This is a genomic window from Streptomyces sp. NPDC026659, assembly GCF_040638245.1.
Taxonomy (GTDB): Bacteria; Actinomycetota; Actinomycetes; order Streptomycetales; family Streptomycetaceae; genus Streptomyces.
The window spans coordinates 221,013-246,701 of record NZ_JBEZXY010000009.1 but is presented as its reverse complement, the minus strand read 5'-3'; the positions used below and the strand labels follow the sequence as shown (position 1 = coordinate 246,701).

Genomic DNA, 25,689 nt, shown 5'->3' with positions numbered 1-25,689 from the left:
TCTGACATCGATACTCGTAGCGGATTCCGGTGGTCTGGGTTCGGGGTCCGAGCCGATGATCTGAGGTGACGTCATGGATGATGAGGCGATGTTCGTCCGTACGGAGAGCCTGCCGCAGGACTTGCCGCAGGCCTCGTCGCACATGAAGGTTCGGGTGCACACCCCCATCGGGTCCGCCGTGGTGCTCTGGCGCGGTGATCCGCGCGAGGCCGACGGCCGGCACCTCGTCGAATGGACCGTCGACGAGGACATTCGATGGGGCCGCAACGCCCGGTCGGCCGCTGTCGCCGAACCGGAACTCCGGCAGGACGGTGACCGGGTGAGCCTGCGTGGCCGCCTCCGTCCGACCGACGACGGTGCCGCCCGCCTCCAGTTGGGGCACTGGTCCGTGCTGCTCGATCCGGCGACTCCGGTCCCCGACGACCTGGACGGCTCCTGGGTGCGGATCGACGTCGCGTCGGAGAACGTCGCCCTGTACCCCTACCAGGTCTGATCACACCGTGCGGAAGTGCGAGGTCAGCCGCGTTCCGACGCCGGGCGACCCGAAGTCGGCGGAGCCCTCGGCGAGTTCGGCGGGCAACTCCAGTACGTGCACCGCGTACCCGGGCGGAGCCGTCCGGTCGATGACCTCTCCCCACTCCTCGGCCCCGGTCTCCCAGCCGAGCCGGAGGGTGGAGGTCACTCCGGGGCCGAGGGCGAGGGGGCGACCGGCGAAGGTCGTCACGGTGGCGGAGTGGGTGTGGCCGCCGAACACCGCCACGATCTGGGGGTGTTCGGAGATCAGCGCGGCGAGGTCGTCGGCGTTGTCGAGCATGATGTCGTCGACCAGACCGCGCCCGAGTGCCACGGGCGGCTGGTGCAGAGCGAGGGCGACCGGTGTGCCCGCGGGCAGCGCGTCGCGGATCGTGGCGCGTGTCCAGGCCGCCGTCTCGTCGGCCAGATGCCCCTCGTCGCGGCCGGGGACGGTCACGTCGAGCATGAGGACGGCAAGCGGGCCGACCCGGTGGAGCCGGTTGACCGGCGCGGCGGAGGCGGGCTCGCCGAGCAGGACCTTGCGGTAGGGGCCGCGCACGTCGTGGTTGCCGGGCAGGCAGAGCACGGGGGCCGGGAAGTCCGCCAACAGCCGTGCGGCGACCTCGTATTCGGCCTCGGTGCCGTGGTCCGCGATGTCCCCGGTGACCAGCAGCGCGTCGAACGGCCCCGGCATGGACCGCAGTCGGTCGAGCACCCGGACGGCACGCTCCTCGGCGCGGGCGCCGCCGTCGAAGTGAAGGTCGCTGACGTGAGCGAGGGTTACGCGTGAACTCCTGTGATTCGTAAGCGACTTGCCTGTCGTGTCCTGTGCCATACCCGCTGCCACCCCTCAGCTCGCTCTAACGGTAAAGTGGACCATAACCGTTAGGAGCGCTCATGGAAACCACCGGCACGGAACCCGAGACCGCGCAGCGCACCGGCGCGGCCCTCTCACCGCTCGATCTGACGGGCACTGTCCACCACGACGGCCACGGCGGCGTGGCCGACGATCTCGCCACCGTCACCGGGTTTCTGGCCTGGGCTCCACCCGGCACGCCCGGAGGACTGCGGGACGAGGTCATCGACGTACGACGGGCGCTCCGCGCGCTGTTCGCGTACGCCACCGGCCGCGAGGACTCCCGGGCCGATCCAAGCCTCTCCCTAGCCCAGGCACTCGAGCTGCTCAACCATTACGCGGCACGTGAGCGGGTGACGGTACGTCTGGAGTGGACGGACCCCGACGCGGCTCCGCTCCTGGGACTCACGGCGGCCGATCCCTCCGACCTGCCCTCCCAACTTGCCCGCTCGGCAGTGGAGTTCCTGGCAGGTCCGCTACGGGAGCGGTTGCGCGCGTGTCCCGCGCCGCGCTGTGTGCGCTACTTCGTCCAGGACCACGGCAGACAGACGTACTGCAAGACCTCCTGCGCCAACAGGGCGCGGGCGGCACGGCATTACGCGAGGAATCGGTAGGCGCACCGGACGCGGAAACGGCAGGGCCGGTCCGGGGAGACCGATCCTGCCGTCGACTTCACGGGGGCCGGCGCTACTTGGCCGCCGTCGCCTTGTCGGCGGCCTTCAGGCCGAAGATGCTGACCGCTTGGTAGTAGGTCCAGGCGGTCGAGTTGCAGGCGGTCTTGGTGGCGCCGGAGTAGTTGTTGCACACGCGCTTGAGGTCTTCGTAGAAGGCGGAGTCGAGGCGGGACTTGTTGGCGTCGAAGGCACCGGCCGCCTTGTAGTTGCGGTAGCCGAAGTCATGGCGGGCACAGGACGTCTGGAACGGGAACCCGAAGGGGTTGTCCGGCGAGGAGCTGCAGTAGTCCGTGGACCAGTCGAACCCGTAGGCCGCCCACTGGCCCTGGTTCGACCGGGCGGAGTTCCAGGCGTTGTAACTGGCCGCGCTGGTCTGCGTCCAGGAGCTGAGCACCTGCATCTTGTCGGCCGGGGCAGCCGAGGCCGTGGCGGCCGGGATGAGGACCGCGGGGAGTGCGAGAGCGGCGACGACGAGGGGAGCGGCAAGACGACGACGCATGAAGACCTCCGGTATGTGGGGCCCGTGAGTGCTCGCGGGGTTCGCGAGGCGCGCTCAGCTTGGCCCAGGAGCGCTCCCATGAACAGTCCATGTCAAAAAATAAATGGCGGGAATTCGGCCGCGCGGCATCTCCAAGTTCCGCAAAGTTCGGCAAATCTACGCGAGTTGACGATGCCTCGGAGAAGCCGGACCGAACCGCCCGCACATCAGTCCGCCGTCGTGACCCGTACCGTCTCGACCCACGACGGCGGCTCCGGCGCGGACGGCCCGATCAGTGCCGCTATCAGCCGACAGGACAGGGGCTCCTGCGGCCACGGCGTCAAGCCGTCGGTCAGCACGACGACGATGTTCGGCCGCTCCGCGGCGGCGAGTGCCCGGCTGATGCCGACGACCATGTTCGTGCCTCCCCCACCGGCCAGTTCGACCTGGTCGACGCTGGTCACCCGGGAGACGGCGTGCACATCGGCGTCGCACGCGAGGACGGTGACCCGGTTGCCGCCGACGCCCACCTCCCGCAGTACGCCCGACACTTCGGCGAGGGCGGCGGCGAGGTCGTCCTCGCCCATGGAACCGGAGGTGTCGACGACGATCGCCACGCGCGGCAGCGGTCTGCGCAGGCTGGGGAGCACGATCCGGCCGCCGAGGGCGGGGGTGCGGCGGGACGGGCGGCGGTAGGTGTAGTCGACCGCGCCACCCGCCCAGGCGGCGGCCTCGCGGACCGCGCCGCTCAGCGCCTTGCGCCAGTCGACGGTCGGCTCGAGGACCTCCTCGGCCCAGTGCCGCCAGCCCGCCGGGACCGTACCCCGGGCGCGCAGGTGCGCGCGGATGGCCTGCGCGGTCTGGCGGCGCAGGGCCTCGGCCTCCACCGGCCCGAGCCGGGCCGGACCGCCCCGCTCCCCCAGGTCCCAGGGCGCGGGGACACCGTGCGCGCCGGAACCGCAGTTCAGGTGGTGTCGCGGGATCGAGGGGATACCGCGCAGATAGCCCTCGAAGAGGCCGCCGGACGGCAGACCGAACAGGGCGGGCTCCACGCGGCCCGCGGGCAGACGCAGTCCGTCGGCGAGCAGGTCGTCGTTGATCTCGCAGTCCTGCGCGATGTTGACCCGCAGCGGGTCGCCCTGGTCGGCCGCCGGAAGCCGTTCGGCCCGGCCGTGGTGGTCGCGCAGCAGATGCGCGACCTCGTGCACCCACACCCCGGCGAGTTCGTCGACGGCGATGTCCGCGACGAAGGCCGGGGAGACGTAGCAGCGCCAGTGGCGGTCGACGGCCATGGTGGGGACCCGGTCGGAGGCGACCACCGTGAGCGCGTAGAGCGCGGAGGCCAGATAGGGGCGCGCCTCGGCGGCCTTGTAGCGCGCGGCCAGCAGCTTGGCGCGGTCCAGCGACCGGCCGTCCGACGGCTCGTGCGGCGACTCATGCGGCGGCTCGTGCTCCGGCCGGTCGGCCGGTTCCCGGGTGGCTGACACGGGTCGGCCGGTCAGCGCGCGCCGGGCAGCGCGCCGGCGAGCTGGAGCAGTTCCAGGAAGGCGTCGATACCGGGCGGGACGGGCCAGTCGGGCTCGCGCATCGCGGCGAGGTCGCCGGCCGCCCGCGCGGCCACGTCGGGTACGCCCGCGTCGACGGCCTTGGCCAGCACCTCCCAGCCCGCCTCCCAGCGGGGACGGGTCGGCTCGCTCTGCACGGCGGCGACCACGGCGATGAGGAACGCCAGCTGGCGGTCGCCGCGTTCGGGGAGGGCGAAGGCGGCCGGGTCGGCCAGCACGCGGTCGGGGTCGGGCAGGTCGAGGTTCTCCAGGTAGGAGAGGAGTTCGATGCCGGCGGCCTCGCCGACGGCGCCCATCAGCGCGGCGGCCCGCGCCTCCGCCCGGGCCCCGGAGGCGTATCCGGCGGCGAGCAGGCGCAGAGCCATCTCCCAGGTGCGCGGCGACGGCCACGCGCGGCCCCGGCCCTCGGCCTCCTTGGGCATGTGGTGGACCAGTCCGGGGCGGGCGGTCAGGAAGCCGGATATCACGCCCCGGGCGCGGGCGGCGGCGCCGGACGCACGGGCGGCGTCGACGGTCGGGAGCGCGGTCTCGGGCCACGTACCGGCCATGCCGCGGGCCACAGTGCGCGGGTCGTGCGTCCAGTCGAGGTGGACGAAGCGGTTGGCGAGCGGCGGGCTGAGGTGCCAGCCGTCGGCCGCGCTGGAGGGCGGGTTGGCGGCGGCGACGATACGCACCGAGGGAGGCAGGGCGAGGCTGCCGACCCGGCGTTCGAGGACGACGCGGAGCAGGGCGGCCTGCACGGCGGGCGGGGCGGAGGAGAGTTCGTCGAAGAAGAGCAGCCCGTGCCCGGTGCGGGCGAGCCGGACGGCCCAGTCGGGCGGGGCCATGGGGACGCCGGTGGTGGCGGGGTCGTCGCCGACGATGGGGAGTCCGGCGAAGTCGGAGGGCTCGTGGACGCTGGCGATGACCGTCTCCAGCTGGACCCCGAGCGCGGCGGCGAGCTGCTCCATCCCGGCGGACTTGCCGATGCCCGGCTCGCCCCACAGCAGTACCGGCTGGTTGGCCGTCACGGCCAGGGCGAGTGCCTCCAGCTGGGGGTTCGCGGAGGACTCGCGCCGGGTGACGCCGAGCCGGGCGTTGAGGGCGTCGGCGGCGGCGAGGGGGCCGGCAGGCGCGGTGGGTGCGGACGTGGAGGTGGCGGTGGAGGTGCTCATGCTCGGTCGTCCTCGTCCTCGTCCTCGTGCTGGGTGGCGGGGCGGCCTTCGGCGAGCGCCCAGGGGTCGTCGGAGTGGTCGAAGTGGTCGGGCTCCTCGGTGGGGTCCGGCTCGAACTCCTCGTCGGCACCGGGCTCTTCGGCCGCCCAGTCGTTCTCTGTGGGCGGATCGGGGTCCTCGCCCGGTTCCTGGTCGCCGTCGTGCGAGTCACCGTCGGCGTCGGCGTCCCAGTCGAAGGGAGGCTCCTCGTCCCAGTCCGGCTCCTCGTCCCGCTCGTTCAGGTACTCGTCGTACCACTCGTGGCCGATGCCCGGATGCTCCTTCAGCACGCGGTGGCGCAGGAACATGAGGTCGTGCCGCTCGTAGGAGCGGATGACCTGGGCGAGGGACAGTTCCTTGTCGTTGACCCCGTCGATCCGGGCGCCCGCGTCGAGGAGTTCCCGGACCAGGTCGGCCGAGCCGCCGTACTCGACGGCGTTCTGGAGCGGGGTGCGCCCCGTCTTGCTCCGTGCCTCCAGGTCGACACCGGCCGCCAGCAGGCGCGGCAGCAGTTCGCGGTGGTCCAGCAGGTGCAGGACGTGCAGCAGGGTCAGCCCGCCCGCGTCCCGGACGCGCGGGTCCACCCCGGCGTCGAGCAGGGCGAGCACGCCGGGGGTGTCCCCGTGCTGGGCGCGCTCGAACAGGTCGCGTTGCTGGGCCCGCAGGGCGCGTGGCAGGCGGCCCTCGCCGCTGGTCCAGGTGTGCTGGGTGGCGAAGCAGCCGGAGACGGCACCGCCGAAGGCGCGCAGGGCGATTTCGCGCCGCTGCTCCTGGTCCGTGTGCGGTACGGCGAGTCCGCCGTCGCGGGAGACGACCTGGTGCCACTCGCCCCGGCAGCGGACGCGGACCGGGACGGGCTCGGGCGGTCCGGCCGGGCCCGTGGCGGGGCCTGCCTTCGGCAGCAGGGCGGCGGCGACCAGCGGGTGCAGCGTCTCGGGGCGTATCAGTCCCGCGCGCAACAGGGCGATGTCGGGCAGCCGTTGCCACGCGTAGTCGGGCAGACGGTGGGCGTCTTCGTCGCGCTCGCGGCCGGTGACGCGGGCGGGGGCGCCATCGGCGTCCGCCGGGGCGAGGTCGACGCGGAGGTGGCCCCGCCAGTGCACGGGGATGCGGAAGCTCGTACCGCGTCCGGCCCGCTCCAGCAGCCGGATCTCGGGGACGATCCTGGTGAGGTCGAGCCCGTCGCGGTGGGCCATCGCGGCCACGTCGAGCGGCCGGGAGAAGCGGCTGCCGCCCGGCGGAGCCGTGAGGTCGAGGTCGATGTCGGCCAGGGCGTATGCCTCGGCGTGCTCGCCCCGGGTCTGGAGGACGGCGACCCACTCGGCGCGGGCGGCCGGGTCGGCGGGGCCGGGGTCCTCGGTGGGCAGTTCGGCCGGGGTGAGCGGGGTGCCGTCCGGGTGGAGGAAGGGCAGCCGGTCGGCGCCGATGCCGCCCGCGCTGTACCGCAGTTCTCCGGTGCGGCGGGCGTCCCAGAAGCGGCGGGCGGCGGTCCAGTCCTCGGGGGCGTACGTCAGGCGGTGGAGCCGGTCGCGACCGGGCGCGGCGGCGGGGCCGAGGTGGAGCCGGAGCCGCTGTGGGCCCTTCAGCATCGGGGAGGTGGTGACGGAGAGGACGGGTCCGGTGCTGCCGTAGGCGGCGAGGGTGACGCGTCGGGCGGGGGCGACGGTGGTGTGGCCGCCGAGGGCGCGGGGCAGGTGCCAGCGCATCAGGTCGGGGGCGAGGTGGCGCAGGTCGTCCGCGACGCGTGCGGCCACGTCCGCGCCGTAGGTCTCGGCCACGCGGTCGGGCTCGACGCCGGGGGTGATGTCCACGGCGGCCGCGTCGCAGGCGGCGCGCCAGTCACCGGCGAGGCGGGCCTCGGTGGCGCGCTCGATCATCCAGCGGGGCACGGCGTAGCGGCGGACGCGGGCCCAGGCGGGGGCGTCTTCGCGGGAGAGGGCGGCGGGCGGCAGCGGGCGTGGGCTCATCGGTACACGCTGCCGATCGCGCGCAGGTCCGGGTGGGTCGGCCGGGCCGGGCACATCCGCTCGGCGAAGGAGCGCTTGACCCGGCGGGGCAGGCCGGGGCCGAGGCCGACGTACTCCAGGCGGTGGCCGTCGGGCAGGGCGGCGAGCAGGGTCTTGGCTCCCCGGCCGGTGATGCCGGTGTGGCGCAGTTCGAGGCGGCGCAGCGCACTGCCGGGCAGGGCGTCGGCGAGGGCCTGGGCGCCTGCGTCGCCGGTCGTGTTGCCCGGGGCGCCGAGGCTGCGCTCGGACATGGCGCGTCCGAGGTCGAGGTGTTCGATGCCGTCGAGGGCGTCGGCGAGGGCGCGGGCGCCGTCGGGTCCGATGCCGTTGCCGCCGAGGCCGAGGCGCAGGGGGCGGGCGGGGTCGGCCGCGCGGGCGAGGACGGCGGTGCCCTCGTCGCCGAGGTGGTTGGCCGTCAGGTACAGCTCGCGCACGCCCGCGTCCCGGACGAGGGCCGCGAGCAGCGGGGCCTCGGCGGCGGTCAGGCCGTTGCCCCCGAGGAAGAGCCGCTCCAGCGGGGCCGGGCGGTCCAGGAGGGCGTCCACGAGGAGGCGTACGCCCTCGGCGCCGATGCCGGAGTTGACCAGGTCGAGGGTGCGCAGCGCGGTGTTGCGGCGCAGGAGTGCGGCGAGGGTGCGGGCGCCGTCCGTCATGACGGGGTTGCGCTTGAGCCAGAGGGCGCGCAGGGCGGTGTCGTCGGCGAGGGCTCCGGCGAGGGCGGTCACGCCGTCCGGGCCGATGCGGTTGCAGCCGAGGTAGAGGGTGTGCACGCCGTGGGCGGCGGTGTCGCTCAGGGCGGCGGCGACGGAGCGGGCGCCTTCGTCGCCGAGGGCGTTGGTGCCGAGGAGCAGGTGGGCGGCGTGCGGGGAGGCGGCGGCCACGGGCAGCAGCCGGGCGGCGCCGTCGGGCCCGAGGCCCTGCTTGCACAGGTCCACCCGGCCGTCGGCGCGCAGGGTGCCGAGCGGGAACGTCTCGTCGGCGACCGGGGGAACCGGGTCCGCGAGGCGGTCGAGCAGCGGGCCGAGCGCCGCGGGGTCGGCCAGTGGCAGGTCGGGGTGCTCGATCGCCGGGCAGCGTACGGGCGTCGTCGGCTGGGTCATCACACTCCACCGGTCCTTCGCCGGGGACCGGCGGTCCGCGTCGGCACACGGCCGACATGAGAAGAAGCAGGTGCAAGACCGGTCGGATTCGAACCGACGTCCTCCTGCTTGATGCGTAGGCGCGACGACCTCTGCGCTACGGCCTTGCACGAGTGATCTTAGACATACGAGAACAGATTTTCGATCACTGGTTCGAGTGAATCACGCCTCAATCCGGCTTGCTCAGCAGCCGCGTCACGCTGTCGCCCACCTCCGGCGTGATCCGCCCCTCGCACTCCACCCCGACCGCCGTCGCCAGGTCCCTCCCGTGCAAGTCGGCCAGGGCTTCCGCGAGTTCCGCGAAGGACGCGGCGGCGGTGCGGCCACGGGACAGGCCCGTCAGGGCGGTCGTCACGCCGACGAACACGGCGGGCCACCACCAGACGGCGAGCAGAAGGTAGCCCACGCCCCAGGCGCTCAGCCGGGCCGCCGCGCTCAAGGCGCCCCGCGCGGTGCCGAGTTCCGTACGGGTGCTGTCGGGCGCGAGGAGCCACAGGTGCGGCCACGCGGTCGAGAGGTCGAGGCGGTAGGCGCGCCAGACGCGTTGGTCGGGGGCCGCGACCCGGTCCCCGGTCCAGAACGGGTGGCGGGGCCGGACCAGGGCGATCCGATTGCGTTCGGCATAGCGCGCCTCCGCCTCGTCGGTGAGTGCGCCGGCGTCGCCCCGGCCGCTCAGCCCGGCGCGTCCGGCGGCGACCAGCGCCGTGCGGTAGTCGGTGTCGGCGGTGCGCCAGCGGTGCAGCCGGCGTGCGGTCAGCAGGCGGGTCAGCGGGCCCCGGGGTGCCATGAGCCAGGTCCGCTCGATCAGGGCGCCGAGCGCCTGCGCGGCCGTGCCGGTGAGCGCGGCCCCGGCCAGGACGGCGACCGCCGCGACCGCGAGGGCGCCCGGGCTGTGGGCGCCGGGAGCCTCCGCCAGGGAGTCCAGGCGGGTCCGCAGCCGCCCGGTGTCGTACCAGTGGCGCTGGCCCAGGGTCACCGCCGTGGCCAGCGCCACCAGGTACACCAGTCCGGGGATGGCCAGCAGGGCGAGCCAGCGCTCGGCCATCTTGCCGCTCAGCGCGCCGAGGAACGCGTTCACGGACGGCGCACCCTGAACTCGCGCAGCGTCTCGCCGAAGACCCGACAGGCCGGGTGGCCGTCGTCCTCGGACGGCGGCGGCTCGACCCGGGCGCAGTGGCCGCGCGGGCAGATGAGCGCGTGCAGCGGCGGGTGTCCGGGCCCGGTGCCGGGGAAACTCCGGTACGGGGGCGGGGCGTCGGTGCGGTAGGAGCCGAGTCCGGAGCTGAGCCCCGAGGCGAGGAGCAGGTCCTCCAACTCGTCGAAGTCTTCTTCCAGTTCCTCGGGCGGACGGCCGCCGCGCACCTCCGAGGTGATGTGCTCCACCAGGAGGCGCACCGGCGGATCGAGGTCGTCCGTCCCCGGGGAGGCGGTCAGCCGATGGCACAGGGCGGCCAGCCGCTCGTGCCCGAACCCGTCCGCTGCCCCGTCCCCGCTGTCACCGAACCCGTCCGCACCGTCACCGAACGAGCCCACGCCGCCGCCGAGTCCGCCCATCGCCGCACCTCCATGGATCAGCCGGTCGTCGCAAGCTCACCACAACGAGCGTGACAGCGGGGCTTCGTGGGTAAAATCGGGCTTCGGAGTTCCCGCCGCGCACTACGGTCGAGAGCCCACAGTCAGCCGCACGGGGGCGGGCGATGCCAGACGTCAATGGACCGGACAGGGAGTCCCTCGAAGGGGTCGTCGCGCTGGTCGGACAGTTCCAGGGCACCGGTGACCGCCTCCCCCTGGACAGCGGCACCGAGATCTGCCGGGCGGTGCTGAGCACCGAGCCCGCGGCCCCGCACGTGCGGACCACCTGGGAGTCGACCCTGCGGCTGACCCTGGTCCTGCGCTGGGCGGCCTTCCGCGACCGGCGCGACCTGGACGAGTCGATCGAGCTGGGCCGTCGGCTGGTGGTGCGCGAGACCGTGCGCGAACAGGATCTGCGGCTGCTGGGCCGCATGCTCGCGGACCGTTTCGAACTCGACCGGGACCAGGCCGACATGGAGACCGCGATCGAGGTGCTGCGGCGTGCCGCCGACATGCCCGAGGACGGGACGAACCAGCCCTCGGCGACGCTCGACACCCTGGCGGCGTTACTGCGCGAGCGCGCCAGGATCACCGGCGGCACGGCCGATCTGGCCGAGGCGGAGCGGTTGCAGCGCCACGCCCTGAGCCTGCTGGACGACACTCCCGAGAACGCGCAGGGCATCGAGGCCCACCGCAACAACCTGGCGGCCACGCTCCAACTCGCCCTCAAGTTCGACCCCTCCCCCGCCGTCGCGCACGAGGCGGTGCACCTGCTCCGCACGGTCCTCGCGACGATGCCCGCCGACTCCCCCCGGCACACGGCGGCCCTGTTCAATCTCGCCACGGCATCCTTCGTACGGGCCGAACTCACCGGCGACGCCGCCGACATCGAGGAGATGATCACGGCGTGCCGGGCCGCCCGCGCCGCCACGCCCCGAGGTCATCCGTCGCACGCGCGCGGCCTGGCCGAACTCGGCGTCGCCCTGCGTCTCGCGTCCGAACACACCGAGGACACCGAACTGCTGGGCGAGGCAGTGACGTTGTTGCGCAAGGCGGTCGAGGGCACCGTTCCGGGCAGCCCGTCACACCCACAACGCCTGAACAGCCTCGGCAACGCCCTGCACCGACTGGGTGAACGCACGGGCGACGCGGTGCTGTTGGACCAGGCGGTGGAAATCCTGCGCGCGGCCGTCGCCGGGCCGTCCCCCGAACTCCCGGATCACTTCGGCCGCTTGACCAACCTGGCCGTCGCCCTGCGCGAGCGCCACCACCAGACCGGCGACCTCGCCGCCCTGCGCGAAGCGGCCCGACTGGCCCGGCTCGCCCCGAGCTTCCCCCACTTCCCGCACGAGTCCGCCCAGCAGTTGGCCAACCTCGGTGTCGTCCTCCAGACCTGGCACGACCGTACGGCGGACCCCGGCGCCGCCGTCGAGGCCGTCGACGTGGCCCGGCAGGCCCTCGCCCTCACCCAGGAGGACTCCCCCGAGCACGCCTCGCGGCTGAACCACCTCGGCAACGCCCTGCACCAGCGGTTCCGGAGCGGCGGCGACCCGGCCGACCTGGACGAGTCCGTCGACGCGCTGAACCTCGCGGTGGAGGGCACGGCGTACGGCAGCCCGGAGCACGCGAGTTATCTGCACAACCTGGGCCTCACCCTGCTCACCGCGGCCCGTCTGGCCGAGGACCCGGAGCTCCTGGACCGGGCGGTGTCCACGCTCGGCCGGGCGGTGTGGGCATCCGCCACCGGCACGGCCCACACCGCCGGATATCTCCAGTCCTACGCCTCGGGGTTGCGCACCCTGCACCTCGTGACCGAGGACCCCGCCGTCCTGCGCGCGGCCGAGGACGCCTACCGACAGGTGGCCAGGATCGAGGCGCTTCCGGCCGCGCGGCGTGTCCTGGCCGCCTGCGACTGGGGCGCGGCCGCGGCCGACGGCGGCCGGTGGCAGGAGGCACTCGAAGGATTCGAACTCGCCCTCGCACTGCTGCCGTTCAGCATCACCCGGCGACTCGCCCGCGACGACCAGGAGCACGAGCTCGTCAGCGTGCAGGGGCTCGCCGCCGACGCCGCCGCCTGCGCCGTACGGCTCGGCAGACTCGACCACGCCGTACTGCTCCTGGAGCAGGGGCGCGGGGTGCTGCTCGGCCAGGCGATCGCCGAGCGCGCCGAGTTGGAGCGGCTGCGCGCCGAACATCCCCTGACCGCCGAGCGGTTCGTCCATCTGCGTCAGCTCATCGAGTCGACCGATTCCGACGCGCCCGACGACGGAGGCATCGCCGATCTGCGGCACACCCTCGCGGCCCGCTGGGAGCGACTGGTCACCGAGATCCGCGCACTGCCCGGCTACGCGGGTTTCCTCGGGGCGCCGACGTACGCCGAGGTGCTGGCGTGCGCGGAGGACGGTCCCGTCGTGGTGGTGTACTCCAGCGTCTACCGGAGCGACGCCCTGATCGTGCGGCCGGACGGTGTCACGCCGGTGCCGCTGACCGGGGTGACTCCCGAGGCACTGGAAGGGCAAGTGGCGCGGCTGCACGGCGCGTTGGACGCCGCCGCGACGCCCGGACGGGAGCGGGAGGCCCAGGGCGCGGTCGCGGAGGTGCTGGGCTGGACGTGGGACCGTGTCGCGGAGCCGGTGCTCCGCGAGCTGGGCCTGCTCGACCCGCCCGCCGACGGCGCCTGGCCCCGGCTGTGGTGGTCGCCGGGCGGTGCGCTCGCGGCGCTTCCGTTGCACGCGGCGGGCCACCACGAGGAGCCGCCGGACCCCCATCCCCGGACGGACCCCCAGCTCCGGACAGACCCCCGATTCCAGCCGGACCCCCGGCCGCGAGCAGTGCTCGACCTCGTCGTCTCGTCCTACACGCCGACCGTCCGCGCCCTGTCCTACGCCCGCGCCCGCGCGGCCGGCCGCACCCCGGCAGGCGGCCTGCTCGCGGTGGTCGTGCCCGACGCGCCCGGCACCCGGCCCCTCGGCGGCGTCCGCCGGGAGATGCGGGAACTGCGCGCGCTGCTCCCGGTGCCCGGCGTGCTCACGGGCCCGCGCGCGACGCGTGGCAACGTGCTGGGCGTCCTGTCAGCCCACCCGTATGTGCACTTCGCCTGCCACGGGGTGAGCGACCCGGAGAATCCGTCGCGGGCCCGGCTGCTCGTGCACGACCACCGGGAACACCCTTTGACGGTGCGTCACATCTCGCGCCTCGACCTGCCGTACGCCCGGCTCGCGGTACTGTCCGCGTGCGACACGGCGCGGGGTTCGGACCTGCTGGCGGACGAGGCGATCCACATCACCTCGGCCTTCCAGATCGCCGGATATCCGCACGCGATCGGCACGTTGTGGCCCGTGCACGACGCGGTGGCGGTGCGCATGACCAGAAGCCTCTACCGCCATCTGCGGACCGGCATACCGGCCGCGTCCTACGCCCTCGACACGGACCGGGCCGCGCTCGCGCTGCACCACGCCGTGCGACAGTGCCGTACCGCCTTCCGGAACAGCCCGAGCCTCTGGGCGGCCCATGTGCACTCCGGGGCGTGATCCGGTAGCAGAGCCCACAACCCGGCCGAAGATCCCGAAGCGGTAGCCGACGAGAAGGAGTTGGTCGCGACATGGCCCCCCTGTGGCGCAGGAAGCGCGACGACGAACCACCGCAGCGGCCACCAACGGCTCCCGCCGATCCGGACCAGCCCCGGGCGGCCGATCTGGTGGTGACGATGCTGAACGACGACGGCGGGGAGGAGGAGATCGTCCGGGTCGGCCTTCCGCCGCACGAGTTCTACGGCATGAAGGCCAACGCCGCCTACGAACGACTCGGCCCCGAACACCCCGACACGCTCCTGGCGTTCCGCGACTACGCCCGCGCGCTGGCGGGCATGGAGGGGCGCCGCGAGGAGGCTCTCGAACGCCTCATGGACCTGGCGCGCCTCCAGACGCAGCTGCTCGGCTTCGTACACGCGGACACCCTGACGACCGCCGCCGACATCGCCGATCTGCTGCAGAGCATGGGTGATCCGGGAAAGGCGGAGGAGGTTTGGCGCAGCGTCTGGACGGGCCGGGCCGAACTGCTCGGCCGCGACCACCCCGACACCCTGAACAGCGCGAGCGGCCTGGCACGCGCGCTGGAGCAACTCCGGCGCGAACCCGAGGCGGTGGGGCTCCGCCGGGACGTGCTGGAACGCCGCAAGCGGCAGCTCGGGCCCGACCATCCCACGGTGCTGCACGACACCGGGCAGCACGCGGCCGCGCTGGTCAGATGCGGCCGCTGGGCCGAGGGAGAAGCGGAACTGCGCGCTTTTCTGGCTCAGTTGGAGCGGATGGGTGAGCGCGACGGCGAGATCGGCCTCTCCGCCCAGGCCAACCTCGGGGCCGCGCTGTGCCGGCTGGAGCGGCTCGACGAGGCCGAGGCGGTGATGCGTACCGTGCTCGCCGCCCAGCAACGGACCAACGGCTCCGCGCACTCGGACACGCAGTCCACCCGGAACAACCTCGCGGCCGTCCTGCACGCCCGGGAACGGTACGGGGAAGCGGTCGTGATCCTCCGCGAGGTGCTGTCCGAGGCCGCCGCGAGGAAGGGGGACGGCCACCCCGACACCGTCCATGCCCGTGACAACCTGGCCAACGTCCTGATCGACGCGGGCGAACGCACCGAGGCCGCCGCCCTGCTGCGCCGCTGCCAGTCCGACTACACCCGCGTCTACGGCAAGGATCACCCCCTGACCCGGACGGCGGCCGAGCGCCTGGCGTGGCTTCGGGACAACCCGGCTTAGAGAAAAGCCAGTTGGACATCGGGTGCGCGAGCCTCGGGCGGAGTCAGCGGGTGGCGCTCTCCGCGACCGGCTTCATCTCGGCCGCCGTACGTCGGGCCGAGGCACCCGATCGCGACAGGCCGGCGGCGAGGAGCAGGGCGACGGCGACGAGGCACGCGCCGATACGGAAGGCGAGCTGGTAACCGCCCGTGAGAGCCGAGGCGTTGCTCGCCCCGTCGTCCAGCAGGGCATCCGTGTGCGCGGTGGCGAGCGTGCTGAGGGCCGCGAGGCCGAAGGCGCTGCCGATCTGCTGCATGGTGTTGAACATGCCGGAGGCGATCCCGGAGTCCTGGGGCGTGGCCGCCGACATGGCGAGCGTGGCCAGGGACGGCATCGCGAGGCCGAAGCCGATACCGAGGGGCAGCAGCGCGGGGAGGACGTCCACGGCGTAGCTCCCGCCCGCCGGTACGCGGCCGAGTACGGCGAGACCTCCGGCGATGAGCGCGAGTCCGGGGAGGAGTACGAGGCGGGGGCCGAAGCGCGCGATCAGCCGGGGCGCGAGACCGAGGGACAGCGCGCCGATCGAGAGGGAGACCGGGAAGATGCCGAGGCCGGTGCGCAGTTCGTCGAAGCCGAGCACCTTTCGCAGGTGGAGCACGCACAGGAACTGGAAGCTGAACATCCCGGCCACCATGAGGGCCTGGACGACCAGCGCTCCCGAGACGTCGCGCGAGCGGAACACCCGCAGCGGCAGGAGCGGGTGGGGTGTCTTCGCCTGGCGGGCGACGAAGGCCAGGAGCAGGGCGAGTGCGGCGGCGCCGAAGCTCAGGGTGTGGGCCGAGGTCCAGCCGTGGCCGGGGGTCTCGACGATCGCGTAGACGCCGAGCATCAGTGCGGCGGTGACCAGGAGCGCGCCCACGGCGTCGGTCCCCCTGCGGAGGCCGACCCCGGGCTCGGGTGCGAGCACGCGTACGGCCGCCGACGCGGCCACGACGCCGATCGGGACGTTGACGAAGAAGATCCAGTGCCAGCCGACGGTCTGGGTCAGGGCGCCTCCGGCGAGGAGGCCCAGTGAGCCACCGGCGGACTGGACGAAGCTGTAGACGCCGATGGCCTTGGCCCGCTCCTTCGGCCGCGGGAACAGGGTCACGACCATGCCGAGCGTGACGGCGGAGGTCACCGCGCCACCGATGCCCTGGACGAACCGGGCGGCGAGCAGCGTCGCCGGGTCCTGGGCCACACCGCAGAGGAGCGAGGCGGTCGTGAAGACGCTCAGGCCGGTGACGAAGACGCGCTTGCGTCCGACGAGGTCGCCGAGTCGTCCGGAGAGCAGGAGCAGGCCGCCGAAGGGGACCAGGTAGGCGTTGACCACCCAGGCCAGGCCGGACGAGGAGTAGCCGAGGTCTTGTTGGATGGCGGGCAGCGCCACGCTCACGACGGTGCCGTCGAGGATGACCATCAGCTGTCCGGCGCAGAGCACGGCCAGTGCCGACCACGGTGATGTCCGTGCGGGTGTGTGGGTTCGCCACATGGGGGTTCCTTCCAATGGTGCATGACTTGTTACAGCGGTCATCGTCTGTAACCATGACGCGCGGCGGAAGGAGGCACTTTCATGTCACGCAGTCACACCGATGTGTCCGACCAGGTCAGCAACGAGGCGTGCCCGCTCACCGAGGTCCTCGACCATGTCGCGGGCAAGTGGAGCATCGGCATCCTCGTCGCCGCCGCGCACGGACCGGTCCGGTTCACAGAGTTGGAGCGCGCCATCGTGGGCATCAGCCGGCGGATGCTCACCCTGAACCTGCGCAAGCTGGAACGCGACGGCCTGCTCGTCCGGACCGTCTACCCCACCGTGCCGCCGAAGGTGGAGTACACCCTCACTCCCATGGCCCGCGAACTCCACGCGACCCTCACCGGACTCGTCGGCTGGGCGGAACGGCACCGGGCGGACATCACCGCCGCGCGGGCCGCGTACGACGCCGGTTCCTAGCCTGCCGTCCCGCTCCGAGCGGGCACTGCCACCCCGAGGGCCGGGCCTTTGCGGCACGGGCAGCGGCTCCGGATACCGTGGCCCCCTCAGCGAACAGACCCGGGAGTAGCCCCATGCCCGTCCCCCTCGGCCAGGACCTGGTGGCGCTGCTGCGCCGCCCCAGCACCTGCTACATCGCCACCACGATGCCCGACGGCTCGCCCCAGCTCACCCAGACCTGGGTGGACACCGACGGCGAGTACGTCCTGATCAACAGCGTCGAGTCGCACCAGAAGACCCGCAACATCGAGCGCGACCCCCGGGTGGCCGTCGCGGTCTCCGACCCCTCGGACCCGTCCAACTACGTCCAGATCCGCGGCCGGGTCGTGAAGGTGACCAAGGACGGCGCGGTCGACCACATCGAGGCGCTGTCCCAGAAGTACCTGGGCGGCCCGTACCCGTGGTTCGGCGGCCGCGACCAGGTCCGGGTGATCTACGTGATCCAGCCGGAGCGGATCAGCAGCCCGCGCGGCTGACACCACCGGGCCCCCGCAGCCGGTCTCACGAGGCTGCGGGACGCCCGGCTCAGAGTCTGCTCAAGTCGCTTGGCCACCGGCCCGGTCGCCCAGCACCATGATCCGTATGACGGGAATCAAGCACCTCAAGTACTTCACCGGCAAAGGTGAGTTCGCCCTGATGGTCCGGGACACGGACCTGGTGTCGGCGGCACTCCGGCAGGCGCTGGCCGACGCCGGTCCCGACGAACGGCCGGGCCTGGAGCGGGCGTTGGAGATCGTCGCGACGGTCGAGACCGCCGACGACGACCAGCTGTGCGCCCGCTGGTACCGCGACCGGCTGGCAGCCGCTGGATTCACGGGAGACATCGGCTCGGTCTCGGCGCTGAAGGCGCTGCGCCAGTCGGAGCGGGGGCTGAGCCTGCTGACCGCGGTACAGCTGCAGAAGGCGGCGTTGGCTCACCCCGAGTGACCGTCGAGTCTCCGCCACACGGTCAACATCCGTCACTGACAGCTCGATTGCGTTCGACAATCGATCGACAATCGACTTCCCTCGCTCAACAACCCTCACTCCCGAAGACCTTCGTACCGGCGCCGGTGCGGCTCGCCTAGCGTGCGGGCACCGGGCGGATCAAGTCGCGCCGGTTCGGACGACGTTCAAGGGGAGGATCACCATGGCGAGTGTGGAAGTTTCGCTCAAGGAGATGATGGCCGGGGTCGAGGGTGCCATGGGAGCGGCGGTGGTCGACTACACCAGCGGCATGGCCCTGGGCACGCTGGGCGGGGGCAAGGACCTGGACCTGAACATCGCGGCGGCGGGGAACACGGACGTGATCCGCGCCAAGGTCCGCACGATGGAGGAGCTGGGCCTCAAGAGCCAGATCGAGGACGTGCTGATCACGCTCGGTGCGCAGTACCACCTGATGCGGCTGGTCACCGGGCGCAACGGCAACGGGCTCTTCCTCTACCTGGTGCTCGACAAGTCGCGTTCCAATCTCGCGATGGCCCGCCACCAGCTCAAGCGCGTCGAAGAGCAGCTTGAGGTCTGACGCCTTCTCAGGTCCCGGGCCGACGCATGCCCATGATGTGAAGACTTCTTCAAGTCGCGACATCAGCATGACCCCAACTCGCGGTTGCGCGCGGCCCGGGACGAGAAGGATCGCCCGTACAGGGCGTATGGCACGCGGCGGCGCCCTCCGGACCGCCGCCGCGTCCTGGACCGACCGTCCCCGACGCGGCAGGGAGCGAGCCCCGATGCAAGTCCCCCTCTATCAGGCCAAGGCGGAGTTCTTCCGGATGCTCGGGCACCCCGTGCGCATCAGGGTCCTCGAACTGCTCCAGCACGGCCCCGTGCCGGTGCGGGACCTGCTGGCGGACATAGAGATCGAGCCGTCCAGCCTCTCCCAACAGCTCGGTGTGCTGAGGCGGTCCGGGATCGTCGTGTCCATCCGCGAGGGCTCGACCGTGAGTTACGCGCTGGCCGGAGGCGATGTGGCCGAACTGCTGCGCGCGGCCCGCCGCATCCTCACCGAACTCCTGGCCGGACAGAACGAACTCCTCGCGGAGCTGCGGCAGTCGGACGAGGCCGCGGCCGACCGGCCCGCGATGTCCTCGCGCACCGCGCACTAGGGGGTGTCTCGTCGATCAGGCCGGATCAGGGAGCGGCGTCTGGTGCCGTGCATCGCAAGGCGGAGGAGGGAGTTGATGCGGAGCATCGGCGACCGACGACAACGCGGCGAGGTGCGGTGCCAGACGCCGCGAGCCCGGCCTGATCGACGAGACACCCCCTAGCCCCGACCCACCGCCCACCACCCTGCCGAAAGCATTGACGCGACCGCGCTTACTTAGACTAGCCTTGCCTAAGTTGACCGGTTCCGGAGGGTGGGCTGGTGGGAACAGGCAAGCCGTCGGGGCGGGACGTCCTGGCACACGCCGTCCGGCGTCAGGGGCGCCGCCTCACGCTCGCCGTACTGCTCGGCGCGGGCCATCAGCTGGGCGAAGTCGCGGTGCCGGTGCTCATCGGTGTCGTCGTGGACCGCGCCGTGGCCCGGTCGGACGGGCGCCTGCTCGTCCTCTGGCTCGGTGTGCTCGCCGTGGTCTACGTGGCCCTGTCCTGGAGTTTCCGGCTGGGCGCCCGCGCCGGTGAACGCGCCGCCGAGGAGGCCGCGCACGATCTCCGGGTGGCCCTCGTGCGCCGGGTCCTGGACGCCCGGGGCGGAGCGGAGACGGGACGGCTGCCCGGCGAGCTGGTCAGCATCGCCACCGAGGACGCCAAGCGGGTCGGGGCGGTCGACATGGCGCTGATGAGCGGAATTTGGGCCTTCGTCGGCGTGGTGGCGGGCGCGGTGGCGCTGCTGTTCGTCTCCGTGCCGCTCGGTCTGATCGTGCTCCTGGGCACCCCCGCGCTGCTGTGGGCCGGTCACCTTCTCGGCAAGCCGCTGGAGCGACGCAGCGAGGCCCAGCAGGAGCGGGCGGCGCACGCCTCCGGGGTGGCCGCCGACCTGGTCTCCGGGCTGCGGGTACTCAAGGGGCTCGGCGCCCAACGGGCCGCGGTGGAACGGTACCGGCGCACGAGCCGCGACTCCCTCGCCGCCACTCTGCGGGCCGCCCGTGCCGAGTCCTGGCAGACCGGTCTCGTCCTCACCCTCACCGGTGTCTTCATCGCGCTCATCGCCCTGGCGGGCGGCCGGCTGGCCCTGAGCGGCGCCATCTCGCTCGGCCAGTTGGTCTCCGCCGTGGGGCTGGCCCTCTTCCTGCTGGAGCCACTTGAGGTGTTCGCCTGGGTCAACGCCGAACTCGCCCAGGCCCGCGCCTCCGCCGCCCGCGTCGCCGCCGTCCTCGCGGCCGAGCCCGCCGTGCCCTCGGGTGGCGCCGCCCTGCCGAGCCCACTGCGCGGCGCCCTCCGGCTGCGGGACGTACGGCTCGGCAGCCTGGCCGGGGTGGACCTCGAGCTGCGCCCCGGCGAACTGACCGGCATCGCCGTCACGGACCCCGCCGACGCCCAGGCCCTGCTCCACTGCCTCGCCCGCGAAACCGACCCCGAGTCGGGCAGCGTCGAACTGGACGGCGTACCGCTCACCTCCCTCGACCCGGCGCTGCTGCGCACGGCGGTGCTGGTCGCGGCCCACGACGCGGCCCTGTTCCAGGGCACGTTGGCGGAGAACCTGGGTTCCTGGGCGGACGCCGGTCAAAGCGACGCGGAGAGCCACACCATCCACGTCCTCACCGCTTCCCGCGCCGACGAAGTCGTCGACTCCCTCCCCCATGGCCCCGCCACCTCCATCGGCGAAGGCGGCCGCTCCCTCTCCGGCGGCCAGCGGCAGCGCGTCCTCCTCGCCCGCGCCCTCGGTGCCGTACCCGACGTCCTGGTGCTGCACGATCCGACGACCGCTGTGGACGCGGTGACCGAGGCGCGGATCGCGGAAGGTGTGCGAGAGGTGCGCGGCGGCCGGACCACGGTCCTGGTGACCAACAGTCCCACCCTGCTGGCCGTCACCGACCGGGTCGTCCTGCTGGACGGCGGCCGGGTAGGCGCGCGGGGCACACACGCGGACCTCGTACGCACCGACGCGGCCTACCGGACGGCGGTATTGGCGTGACCCTCCCCGAGGCGGCCCCGCCCGCACAGGACCGCGAACTCCTGCCGACCGCCACTCCCGCCCGCACCCGCGCCGCCGTACGCGAGCTGCTCCGCCCTCAACGCGCGCTCGCCGCAACGGGGTTCGGCCTCCTGGTCCTCTCCACCTCCGTCGGGCTGGCCACCCAACCGCTGCTCGGCCAGGTCGTGGACCTGGTGACCGAACACCGCCCGCCGAGCGCGCTCACGACGCCGGTCGTCGCCCTGGCCGTCGTCGCGGTGGTGCAGGGCGTGACCATCGCGCTCGGCATGGCCCGGGTGTCCCGGCTCGGCGAGACGGCGCTCGCCCGGCTGCGCGAGCAGTTCGTGGAGCGGGCCCTGTCCCTGCCCCTGGACCGGCTGGAGCGGGCCGGGTCCGGAGACCTCAACTCCCGTGTCACACGCGACGTTTCCCGCGTCGCGGAAGCGGTCCGCACCGCGCTCCCCGAACTCGCCCGCTCCGCCCTGTCGATCGTGCTGACCCTCGTCGCCCTCGCCGTGCTGGACTGGCGGTTCCTGCTGGCCGCGCTGGTCGCCGTGCCCGTGCAGGCACACACGGCCCGCTGGTACGTGCGCAACGCCGTGCCGCTGTACGCCCGCGAGCGTGTCGCCACCGGCGCCCAGCAGCAGCAGCTCCTGGACAGCATCGGCGGCGCGACGACCGTACGCGCGCTGCGACTTGAGGAACCACACCTGCGACGCGTGAACGAGCGCTCACGGGCGGCGGTCGATCTCACCATGCGCGGCGTCGGCCTCGTCCTGCGCTTCTACGCCCGCCTGCACATCGCGGAGTTCATAGGGCTCGCGGCCGTACTGGCCACCGGCTTCCTGCTGGTCCGCTCCGGTTCGGCCTCCCTCGGCACGGCGACGGCCGCCGCGCTGTACTTCCACAGCCTGTTCGGCCCGGTCGACACCGCCCTCGTCCTGCTGGACGACGCCCAGTCCGCCACGGCCGCCCTCGCCCGGCTGGTCGGCGTCGTGGACGAACCCTCGGTGAAGGAAACGGAAGTCGGCGAACTGCAAGCCTCCGACGCCGGCGTCACCGTCCGCGGTGTCTCCCATGCCTACCTGCCCGGCCGCCCCGTACTGCACGACGTGGACCTGGCCATCCAGCCCGGCGAGACCGTCGCCCTGGTCGGCTCCACCGGAGCGGGCAAGTCGACGCTGGCGAAGCTGATTTCGGGGCTGCACCGGCCGGACGCGGGGCGGATCGAGGTGGACGGCGCGGAGCCGGACGAGTACGGCCGCTCGGTCGCGCTGGTCACCCAGGAGGTGCATGTCTTCGCCGGGCCGCTCGCGGACGACCTGCGCCTGGCCCGCCCGGACGCGACCGACGGGGAGCTCCTCGATGCACTGGCCGCCGTGGGCGCGCTGGACTGGGCCGAGGCGCTGCCGGAGGGGCTCGCCACGGTGGTGGGCGACGGCGGGTACCGGCTGACCCCCGACCGCGCCCAGCAACTGGCGCTGGCCCGGCTGTGGTTGGCCGATCCGCCGGTCGCCGTGCTGGACGAGGCGACCGCGGAGGCGGGCAGTTCGGGCGCCCGACTGCTGGAGGGGGCCGCCCGGCAGGTGCTCAAGGGCCGGACGTCGATCGTCGTGGCCCACCGGCTCGGCCAGGCCGCGACCGCCGACCGTGTCGTGGTGATGCGCGAGGGCCGGATCGTGGAGCAGGGCCGCCACGAGGAACTGCTCGCCGCCGGGGGCGTGTACGCCGAGCTGTGGCGCGCCTGGTCCGAACAACGCCCGCACTCCCCCGAAGATCCCGGAGACCCCGACGACCCCGACGCCCCCGAAAGCCCGGCAGGCCCCGAAGACCCCGAGGACTCCCCCACCTAGAACCCCGGCACCGACCGACCGCTCACGACCGTAAGGATGATCCTTCAATGGCCCGTGCCAGTGGAGCCGCCCGGCTCACCGGACTGCTCACCTCCGTACTCCTGCTCGTCGGCGCGGCCGTCGCGTGCGGCTCCTCCTCCGACGGCGACCGCGCGGGGTCGCCCGGCGGGTCGGACGCGTCGGCGTCGAGCGGCGCCTTCCCCGTCACCATCGCGCACAAGTACGGCAGTACGACGATCAAGTCCGAGCCGAAGCGGATCGTCACCGTCGGCCTGACCGACCAGGACGCGGTGCTCGCCCTCGGCAAGGTGCCCGTCGGCACGACCGAGTGGGTGGGCGGCTACAAGGGTGCCGTCGGCCCGTGGGCCACCGACAAGCTGGGCTCGACGCCCGCGCCGACCGTCCTCAAGGACACCGGCACCGGGCCCCAGGTGGAGAAGATCGCCGCGCTCAAGCCCGACCTCATCCTGGCCCTGTACTCCGGGCTCACCAAGTCGCAGTACGAGAACCTGTCGAAGTTCGCCCCGGTGGTCGCGCAGCCCAAGCAGTACAACGACTACGGCATCCCCTGGCAGCGGCAGACGGAGGAGATCGGCAAGGCTCTGGGCACGCCGGACGCGGCGAAGCAGCTGGTCAAGGGCGTGCAGGACAAGTTCACCGCGGCCAAGAAGGCGCACCCGGACTTCGCCGGGAAGACGGCCGTGATGGCGACGCCCTACCAGGGCGTCTTCGTCTTCGGCAGCCAGGACCCCCGCTCCCGCCTCCTTGCGGACCTCGGCTTCTCGCTGCCGAAGGACCTGGACAAGCTGATCGGCGACCAGTTCGGCGCGAACATCAGCAAGGAACGGTACGACCTGCTCGACCAGGACGTAGCGGTGTGGATCGCGCCCGACACCACCTCGTCGGTCACCAAGCTCCACAAGAACGCGCTCTACGGCGACCTCGAGGTGGCGAAGGAGGGCCGTGAGGTCTTCGTCAAGGAGACCAGCGACTACGGCAACGCGGTGTCCCTGTCGACCGTGCTGAGCATTCCGTACGTCCTCGACCGGCTGGTGCCGCAGCTCGACGCGGCCGTGGACGGCAAGCCGTCGACCAAGGTGGAGCAGCCGGCGTCCTGAAGGCGGAACAGCTCACAATTATTTGACCGATCGTTCTAGATATGGTTCTGTCTTCGACATGGCCAGAACCAAGGAATTCGACCCGGACGCCGTTCTGCAGTCGGCCCTCGAGCTGTTCTGGCGGCGCGGCTACGAAGCGACGTCGCTGACGGATCTGGTCGAGCACCTCGGCATCGGCCGCGCCAGCATCTACGCGACCTTCGGCAGCAAGCACGAGCTGTATCTGAAGGCCATGGACCGGTACACCGAGACGCGCGACCCGGTTCTCCTCACCGAGCTGTCCCAGCCGGGCCCCGCGCTGCCCGCGGTGCGGGCCGTGGTACGCCGCTTCGCCGCGGAGGCCACCACCCCAGAGGGCCGGCTGAACGGCTGTTTCGTCACCAACACCGCGGCCGAGCTGGCCCCGCACGACCCCGCGGCGGCCCGCCGGGTCGAGATCAGCTGGGAGCACGTCGAGACCCTGCTGCACTCCGCGCTCGTACGGGCCCAGGCCCAGGGCGAGCTGCCCGAGGACCGCGACCCGCGCACCCTGGCCCGCATGCTGCTCGTACTGCTCCAGGGGGTACGGATCGTCGGCAAGGCGTCGGACGATCCCGCCCGAGTACGGGACGCGGCCGAACAGGCCCTGGCCCTGCTGGACTGACTCCATCCGTCGAATCCACCGGGCCCCTTGCCGCATGCCCAAATAATGAACCGATCAGTCAAATATCAGAGGGACCGAATGACCGCCACGGACGCGACCCACGTCGCCACTGTGCGGCAACGATGTGCCTTCGTCCTCCTTGGTTGTGTCCAGGCCACTCTGAGTGGCCCTTGCCGCCTCGCCCTCACGCCCCGGCTGCTGCCGCTCGACTCCTGGCCGCGACAGGGGCCGCTCTCGGCGCCGTCGCCCTTCTGAACCACCGCACCAAGTAATCCGTCGCTCAAGGGAGCCACCGAGATGAACCGCTTCACCGGCAAGACCGTCCTCGTCACCGGCGCGGGCTCCGGCCTCGGCCGTGCCATCGCACGCGCCTTCGCCGCCGAGGGCGCGTCCGTGGTCGCTGCGGGACGCACCGCGGCCTCCCTGGACGAGACGGTCGCTCTCATCGAGGCCGCCGACGGCACGGCCACCGCCGTCACCGCCGATGTCACGGACTCCGGCCAACTTCGGAACCTCGTACGCGAGAGCGTCACCCGCTTCGGCGGACTGGACATAGCGGTCAACAACGCCGGGATACTCCGCGGCGTCGGAGCCGTCAGTGAGGTGAGCGAGGAGGACTGGGACGCGGTGATCCGCACCAATGTCACCGGCGTCTGGCTGGCCATGAAGCACGAGATCGCGTACATGAAGGCAAACGGTGGCGGCGTCATCGTCAACATCTCCTCCAACCTGGGCGCGCACCTCCGCATCCCGAACCTTGCCGCGTACATCACCTCGAAGGCGGCGGTCTCCGCGCTGACCCGCGCCGCCGCTCTCGATCACATCCACCAGGGCATCCGCATCAACGCCGTCAGCCCCGGCGCCTCCGCCGCTCCCATGTCGCTGCGGCCCGGCGAGACCGAGGCCGACCGTGCCGAGCGGGTGAAGGCGGAAAACCCGCTCGGCCGGGTCGCGGAAGCCGAAGAGGTGGCGGCCTCGGTGCTCTATCTCGCCTCGCCCGCAGCGGGTTCAGTGGTCGGCGCCGACCTGGTCATCGACTGCGGGTCCTCGGCCTGACGATTCGATCAGGCTCTTGGGCCGCATGTCCGTCCAGTGGGCCTCCACGTAGTCCAGGCACTCCTGGCGTCCGGCCGGACCGTGCGCGACCCGCCAGCCCGCCGGTACGTCGGCGAAGTCGGGCCAAAGACTGTGCTGGCCCTCGTCGTTGACAAGGACGGAGTAGACGCCGTCGGGGTTCTCGAACGGGTTGGTCATGGGA

General features: G+C 72.7%; 24 protein-coding genes and 1 tRNA gene. 14 read left to right on the top strand and 11 right to left on the bottom strand.

Annotation, left to right across the window (positions count from 1 at the left end):
- Positions 1 to 73 precede the first annotated feature (73 nt).
- Positions 74 to 493, top strand: coding sequence for a hypothetical protein (locus tag AB0E91_RS23555; protein WP_361785212.1), 420 nt, complete (start codon positions 74 to 76; stop codon positions 491 to 493).
- On the opposite strand, the gene AB0E91_RS23550 is transcribed toward AB0E91_RS23555, so the two are convergent.
- A complete protein-coding gene (locus tag AB0E91_RS23550; protein WP_361785209.1) occupies positions 494 to 1,348 on the bottom strand; it encodes a metallophosphoesterase in 855 nt (284 codons plus the stop codon). It abuts the gene before it with no gap.
- Positions 1,349 to 1,410: 62 nt separating this feature from the next.
- Between AB0E91_RS23550 and AB0E91_RS23545 the strand changes: the two genes are divergently transcribed.
- Positions 1,411 to 1,983, top strand: a complete 573-nt coding sequence (locus AB0E91_RS23545) for an ABATE domain-containing protein (RefSeq protein ID WP_361785206.1) — start codon at positions 1,411 to 1,413, stop codon at positions 1,981 to 1,983.
- A 73-nt stretch (positions 1,984 to 2,056) separates the two neighbouring features.
- Here AB0E91_RS23545 and AB0E91_RS23540 read toward each other — a convergent pair whose 3' ends face one another.
- The 8 genes from AB0E91_RS23540 to AB0E91_RS23505 all read right to left on the bottom strand — a co-directional run bounded on the left by AB0E91_RS23540 (position 2,057) and on the right by AB0E91_RS23505 (position 9,978).
- Positions 2,057 to 2,542, bottom strand: coding sequence for a phospholipase (locus AB0E91_RS23540; RefSeq protein ID WP_161181792.1), 486 nt, complete (start codon positions 2,540 to 2,542; stop codon positions 2,057 to 2,059).
- A gap of 206 nt (positions 2,543 to 2,748) precedes the next feature.
- Entirely contained in the window at positions 2,749 to 3,924 is a 1,176-nt protein-coding gene (locus AB0E91_RS23535; protein ID WP_361785546.1) for a VWA-like domain-containing protein, read from the bottom strand.
- Positions 3,925 to 4,019: 95 nt separating this feature from the next.
- Positions 4,020 to 5,240 (bottom strand): AAA family ATPase, encoded by a 1,221-nt coding sequence (locus tag AB0E91_RS23530; protein ID WP_361785203.1) that lies wholly within the window; start codon positions 5,238 to 5,240, stop codon positions 4,020 to 4,022.
- Complete coding sequence (locus tag AB0E91_RS23525) at positions 5,237 to 7,246, bottom strand: ankyrin repeat domain-containing protein (protein ID WP_361785200.1); 2,010 nt, start codon at positions 7,244 to 7,246, stop codon at positions 5,237 to 5,239. Before AB0E91_RS23525 ends, AB0E91_RS23530 begins: the two co-directional genes overlap by 4 nt.
- Positions 7,243 to 8,385 (bottom strand): gala protein, encoded by a 1,143-nt coding sequence (locus tag AB0E91_RS23520; protein WP_361785197.1) that lies wholly within the window; start codon positions 8,383 to 8,385, stop codon positions 7,243 to 7,245. Before AB0E91_RS23520 ends, AB0E91_RS23525 begins: the two co-directional genes overlap by 4 nt.
- A gap of 73 nt (positions 8,386 to 8,458) precedes the next feature.
- Positions 8,459 to 8,531 (bottom strand) — tRNA-Asp (locus AB0E91_RS23515).
- A 62-nt stretch (positions 8,532 to 8,593) separates the two neighbouring features.
- Complete coding sequence (locus tag AB0E91_RS23510) at positions 8,594 to 9,502, bottom strand: hypothetical protein (protein ID WP_361785194.1); 909 nt, start codon at positions 9,500 to 9,502, stop codon at positions 8,594 to 8,596.
- A complete protein-coding gene (locus AB0E91_RS23505) occupies positions 9,499 to 9,978 on the bottom strand; it encodes a hypothetical protein (protein ID WP_361785191.1) in 480 nt (159 codons plus the stop codon). The genes AB0E91_RS23510 and AB0E91_RS23505 overlap by 4 nt, the downstream gene beginning before the upstream one ends.
- A gap of 143 nt (positions 9,979 to 10,121) precedes the next feature.
- Here AB0E91_RS23505 and AB0E91_RS23500 point away from each other — a divergent pair, with 143 nt between their 5' ends.
- Both AB0E91_RS23500 and AB0E91_RS23495 read left to right on the top strand, forming a co-directional pair.
- Positions 10,122 to 13,526: a CHAT domain-containing protein gene (locus AB0E91_RS23500; protein ID WP_361785188.1), complete on the top strand. Its 3,405-nt coding sequence runs from the start codon at positions 10,122 to 10,124 to the stop codon at positions 13,524 to 13,526.
- Between the two features lie 71 nt (positions 13,527 to 13,597).
- Positions 13,598 to 14,755, top strand: coding sequence for a tetratricopeptide repeat protein (locus AB0E91_RS23495; protein ID WP_361785185.1), 1,158 nt, complete (start codon positions 13,598 to 13,600; stop codon positions 14,753 to 14,755).
- Between the two features lie 43 nt (positions 14,756 to 14,798).
- On the opposite strand, the gene AB0E91_RS23490 is transcribed toward AB0E91_RS23495, so the two are convergent.
- On the bottom strand, positions 14,799 to 16,265 hold the full coding sequence (locus AB0E91_RS23490) for an MFS transporter (protein WP_361785182.1): 1,467 nt from the start codon (positions 16,263 to 16,265) through the stop codon (positions 14,799 to 14,801).
- Positions 16,266 to 16,346: 81 nt separating this feature from the next.
- Here AB0E91_RS23490 and AB0E91_RS23485 point away from each other — a divergent pair, with 81 nt between their 5' ends.
- The 10 genes from AB0E91_RS23485 to AB0E91_RS23440 all read left to right on the top strand — a co-directional run bounded on the left by AB0E91_RS23485 (position 16,347) and on the right by AB0E91_RS23440 (position 25,487).
- A complete protein-coding gene (locus AB0E91_RS23485; RefSeq protein ID WP_361785179.1) occupies positions 16,347 to 16,724 on the top strand; it encodes a helix-turn-helix domain-containing protein in 378 nt (125 codons plus the stop codon).
- Positions 16,725 to 16,837: 113 nt separating this feature from the next.
- A complete protein-coding gene (locus AB0E91_RS23480; protein WP_361785176.1) occupies positions 16,838 to 17,239 on the top strand; it encodes a PPOX class F420-dependent oxidoreductase in 402 nt (133 codons plus the stop codon).
- Positions 17,240 to 17,345: 106 nt separating this feature from the next.
- Complete coding sequence (locus AB0E91_RS23475; protein ID WP_361785173.1) at positions 17,346 to 17,690, top strand: hypothetical protein; 345 nt, start codon at positions 17,346 to 17,348, stop codon at positions 17,688 to 17,690.
- A 202-nt stretch (positions 17,691 to 17,892) separates the two neighbouring features.
- Positions 17,893 to 18,267 (top strand): hypothetical protein, encoded by a 375-nt coding sequence (locus AB0E91_RS23470; RefSeq protein ID WP_161183188.1) that lies wholly within the window; start codon positions 17,893 to 17,895, stop codon positions 18,265 to 18,267.
- A gap of 205 nt (positions 18,268 to 18,472) precedes the next feature.
- Positions 18,473 to 18,847: a metalloregulator ArsR/SmtB family transcription factor gene (locus tag AB0E91_RS23465; protein WP_161183189.1), complete on the top strand. Its 375-nt coding sequence runs from the start codon at positions 18,473 to 18,475 to the stop codon at positions 18,845 to 18,847.
- A 260-nt stretch (positions 18,848 to 19,107) separates the two neighbouring features.
- Positions 19,108 to 20,817 carry an ABC transporter ATP-binding protein gene (locus tag AB0E91_RS23460; protein ID WP_361785169.1) on the top strand — a complete coding sequence of 570 codons (1,710 nt, stop codon included), beginning with the start codon at positions 19,108 to 19,110 and terminating at the stop codon, positions 20,815 to 20,817.
- On the top strand, positions 20,814 to 22,670 hold the full coding sequence (locus AB0E91_RS23455) for an ABC transporter ATP-binding protein (RefSeq protein WP_361785166.1): 1,857 nt from the start codon (positions 20,814 to 20,816) through the stop codon (positions 22,668 to 22,670). The genes AB0E91_RS23460 and AB0E91_RS23455 overlap by 4 nt, the downstream gene beginning before the upstream one ends.
- A gap of 47 nt (positions 22,671 to 22,717) precedes the next feature.
- Positions 22,718 to 23,788 (top strand): iron-siderophore ABC transporter substrate-binding protein, encoded by a 1,071-nt coding sequence (locus AB0E91_RS23450; RefSeq protein WP_361785163.1) that lies wholly within the window; start codon positions 22,718 to 22,720, stop codon positions 23,786 to 23,788.
- Between the two features lie 58 nt (positions 23,789 to 23,846).
- Positions 23,847 to 24,431, top strand: a complete 585-nt coding sequence (locus AB0E91_RS23445) for a TetR/AcrR family transcriptional regulator (RefSeq protein WP_361785160.1) — start codon at positions 23,847 to 23,849, stop codon at positions 24,429 to 24,431.
- A 297-nt stretch (positions 24,432 to 24,728) separates the two neighbouring features.
- Entirely contained in the window at positions 24,729 to 25,487 is a 759-nt protein-coding gene (locus AB0E91_RS23440) for an SDR family oxidoreductase (protein ID WP_361785157.1), read from the top strand.
- Here AB0E91_RS23440 and AB0E91_RS23435 read toward each other — a convergent pair.
- Positions 25,440 to 25,685 (bottom strand): MbtH family protein, encoded by a 246-nt coding sequence (locus AB0E91_RS23435; protein WP_361785154.1) that lies wholly within the window; start codon positions 25,683 to 25,685, stop codon positions 25,440 to 25,442. The two genes, AB0E91_RS23440 and AB0E91_RS23435, sit on opposite strands and share 48 nt — an antisense overlap.
- Between the last annotated feature and the right edge of the window lie 4 nt (positions 25,686 to 25,689).